Source organism: Psychromonas sp. MB-3u-54, assembly GCF_002836415.1.
In the GTDB taxonomy this organism is placed as follows: Bacteria; Pseudomonadota; Gammaproteobacteria; order Enterobacterales; family Psychromonadaceae; genus Psychromonas.
In genome coordinates this window covers 1-3696 of the sequence record NZ_PJBP01000006.1, presented here as the reverse complement: position 1 = coordinate 3696, position 3696 = coordinate 1, and the positions used below count along the sequence as shown (strand labels likewise).

Below are 3696 nucleotides of genomic sequence, written 5' to 3'. Positions count from 1 at the left end.
CTTGTCTTCCACAATCCTTGCGATAGGACAAAAAATAAAAATACCGGCGGCAACAATTGGGCTTGCTCAGGTGATGCCCGTTAGGCCTGGTTCGCATAAGGTCAGCAGCGGCGAGTCTCTGTCGGTCATTGCAAATCGTTACGCCATCAGTTCCGGTAACCTGAAAGCTTATAACAAGTTGAACTCAAGTTCATTATTGATAGGTCAGGTTCTGCAAATTCCAAGGACTGATTATGTTGCCTCGATGCCGGTGAGAATACAAAAAGAGCGGCTACACAGGGTAAAAGCGGGAGAATCGTTATCGGTGATAGCGCAGCGTTACGGCACCGTCGCCAGCACCCTTAAAACGGTTAATAATCTGTCTTCCATGACACTTGCTATCGGGCAAAAAATAAAAATACCGGGGGATAATAAGGCAATGCCGGTTAGAGCAAGTTCGCATAAGGTCAGCAGCGGGGAGTCTCTGTCGGTTATTGCCGAGCGTTATCAAATTGCTGCAAATAATTTAAAAGCCTATAACAAGTTGCATTCAAGTTCATTATTGATAGGTCAGGTTCTGCAAATCCCTGGGGGCGATTATATTGCTCCTGTAAAAAAAGACTGGCTGCATAAGGTAAAAGCGGGAGAGTCTTTATCTGTAATAGCACAACGTTACGATACGACTAGTGCACGATTAAAAGCGCATAACAGACTAAGTTCGACCACTGTTTTTATTGGCCAAAAGATTAAAATTCCATTACCCGGTTATGTTATACAAGAGCATAAAGTACGCAGTGGTGAATCACTTTCAGTGATTGCCAGTCGTTATGGTACAACCAGTGACGTGATCAAAGAATTTAACAAACTCAGTTCAACTTTGCTTAGGGTTGGTCAAGTTTTAACCATTCCTGTTAGTTAATCGTTTTCGGATACTCATTTTATGCCTATTCAAATTTTAGCTCCTCGCCTGGCCAACCAAATTGCTGCGGGCGAGGTTGTTGAACGCCCTGCTTCCGTGGTTAAAGAGCTGATTGAAAACAGCTTGGATGCCGGGGCGACAAAAATTGAGATCGATATCGAAAAGGGCGGCGCAAAATGTATCCGCGTTAAAGACAATGGTGTAGGCGTTTGTCAAGAACAGCTGACTCTGGCATTAAGCCGCCATGCGACCAGTAAAATAAGCCATTTAGACGATCTCGAAGCGATTGTCAGCCTGGGGTTTCGCGGAGAAGCCTTAGCCAGTGTCAGTTCTGTCTCGCGCCTGACATTTACCTCTAAACCAGCCGATCAGGATCAAGCCTGGCAGGCGATCGCTGAAGGCCGGGATATGAAAGTGCATATTCAACCTGCTGCACATCCGCAGGGCACAACGGTCGAAGTTCTGGATCTGTTTTTTAATACGCCCGCCAGACGGCGATTTTTAAAAACAGAAAAAACGGAATTTCAGCATATTGACGAATTGATTCGGCGCATCGCATTAAGCCGTTTTGAAATTACTTTTATACTTAAACACAATCATAAAATTGTTCGTCAGTATCGCGCCACACAGACACAAAATCAGCAGGAAAAACGTCTTGCCTCTATTTGTAGTGAAAGTTTCGTCAGCAGCGCCTTATATTTTCAAAATAGTGATAATGCGTTAAAAATATCCGGTTGGGTCTCGGATAGCCTCTCCGCACGGTCATCAAATGATGTGCAGTACTGCTATATCAATGGCAGGATGATTCGCGATAAATTAATTAACCATGCTATCAAACAGGTTTACGCATATTCCTTGCCCCATGGGAAATTCCCCGGTTACGTTATCTATATTGAATGTAATCCGGATCAAGTGGATGTGAATGTGCATCCTTCAAAACATGAGGTACGTTTTCATCAGGCGCGTTGGGTACATGATTTTATCGTCAGCACTCTAACGGTGACCCTCAATGAATCTCCGTTGTTAGGAGAACCACAAGAACAACCTAAATCCAGTGACCACGCTTATTTACCGGTCAGCAGCGAAGATGAAAAACCTGATTCTCAGTATGAGCCCAAAGAACAAAATACAAGTGCCGGGCGGGCTAGTGAGCAAACCGCCTCATCATCTTCAGGTTATGCCAAGCGCGCAGAAAACCCGCAACTGGATCAGGCTAAAATGGCAGCGGCATCTTCAGGTTATGCTAAGCGCGAAACACCCCCTGAACTGGATCAGGCTAAAATGGCTGCTTATTGTGATTTTGTCGCGGAGGCTCACTTACCTTTTTCGGCAGAAAAACGACCATTATCTGCTCTGTCTGATCTGGATTTTGCGGATATCTTGTGCTTGATCGACAGGCAATATTTATTAATTAAGCTCAATGCAAAGCAGCAGCTGCTCAATACTGACTCGCCTTTTTTGCTGTTGTCTCTGGAAAAAGCCGATTTAATGATTAAGCAAATTGAGTTGTTTTCTGCCTGGTCCGATGGAGAAGTGATAGCACAACCTTTGTTATTACCTGTGCGTGTTGAGCTTGATGCGCTTTTATTGAAAATCAGTGAAGACTTTAATGAGTTATTTATGCGCTTAGGTTTTGTTTTTAAAAGACAGAGCGGCAAGCTGATTATTAGTAAAGTGCCGGCGTTACTCAGGCAGGCGCCGGTTGCGAAAATCATTCCCGAGCTATTAACCTTTTTAAGTCAAAGAGATAATCATATGGATGCGCAGCAGGTTAATCTCTTTTGCGCATTTTTAGTCAAAATATTAAAACAGCAGCAAGCCGAAAACAGTCATTGGACAGAGCAAAGTGCCAAAGCACTTTTTGATTTATTACTTTCGTTATTCTCGGAACAGCTTGATGACTGGCAGAAAGAATTATTTAGAGTGCCCGATTTATCATTATTAGTACAAGGTTTTTTACATGAATAACTATCCCACCGTCCTATTTTTAATGGGGCCGACCGCTTCTGGAAAAACCGATTTAGCCATAAAATTAGCCCTGCAATGTGACTGTGAAATTATCAGTGTTGATTCCGCATTAATTTATAAAGGCATGGATATAGGGACGGCTAAACCAAGCAATGCCGAGCTGCAACAAGTGCCGCATGCTTTGGTTGATATTCTTGATCCGCTTGAGTCTTACTCGGCGGGTGACTTTCGGGAAGATGCATTAAGGTTAATGCAGGAGATCACCGAACGCGGTCATACTCCATTGCTCGTGGGGGGGACGATGCTGTATTACAAAGCCTTAGTAGACGGATTATCCCCGTTACCCAGTGCCAACCCGGAAATACGTGCGCAGATTGAGAAAGAAGCGCTGGAAAATGGCTGGCAGGCTTTACATGATAAGCTTGAGCTGATAGATCCCGTGTCAGCTGCACGTATCCATGTGAATGATCCCCAGCGTTTAGCGCGTGCACTTGAGGTTTTCCGCATCTCAGGAAAAAGCTTAACGGAACTGACGCAAGTGAAAAGTGATCCTATTCCCTATCACATTAAACAATTCGCCATCGCACCCGCTGAAAAAAGCGTATTACATGCGCGTATCGAGCAACGTTTTGAGCTAATGCTGGAATCCGGGTTTGAGCAAGAAGTGCGCAAACTTTATCAACGTGGCGATTTGCATTTAGATTTACCCTCAATGCGCTGTGTTGGTTACCGGCAAATGTGGGAATATTTGCAGGGGACAATGGATTATGAGGAAATGCGCTTTCGTGGCATTGTAGCAACCAGACAACTCGCTAAACGGCAAATGACTT

3 protein-coding genes are annotated in these 3696 nt (G+C 44.3%); all 3 read left to right on the top strand.

Annotation, left to right across the window (positions count from 1 at the left end):
* Positions 1–898 (top strand): muramidase family protein (locus tag CXF72_RS19670; RefSeq protein WP_157823145.1); only part of this gene is annotated, 898 nt, incomplete at its 5' end.
* Between the two features lie 21 nt (positions 899–919).
* The gene (gene mutL, locus CXF72_RS00150) at positions 920–2866 is read left to right on the top strand and encodes a DNA mismatch repair endonuclease MutL (RefSeq protein ID WP_101036031.1); all 1947 of its coding nucleotides are present in this window, start codon (positions 920–922) and stop codon (positions 2864–2866) included.
* Positions 2859–3696, top strand: an 838-nt coding sequence (miaA, locus tag CXF72_RS00145; RefSeq protein WP_101036030.1) for a tRNA (adenosine(37)-N6)-dimethylallyltransferase MiaA, incomplete at its 3' end; no start/stop codon positions are given. The genes mutL and miaA, both read left to right, overlap by 8 nt.

Coding starts and splice junctions, on each gene's coding strand:
- mutL (WP_101036031.1), top strand. CDS start 920: ATGCCTATTCAAATTTTAGCTCCTCGCCTGGCCAACCAAATTGCTGCG.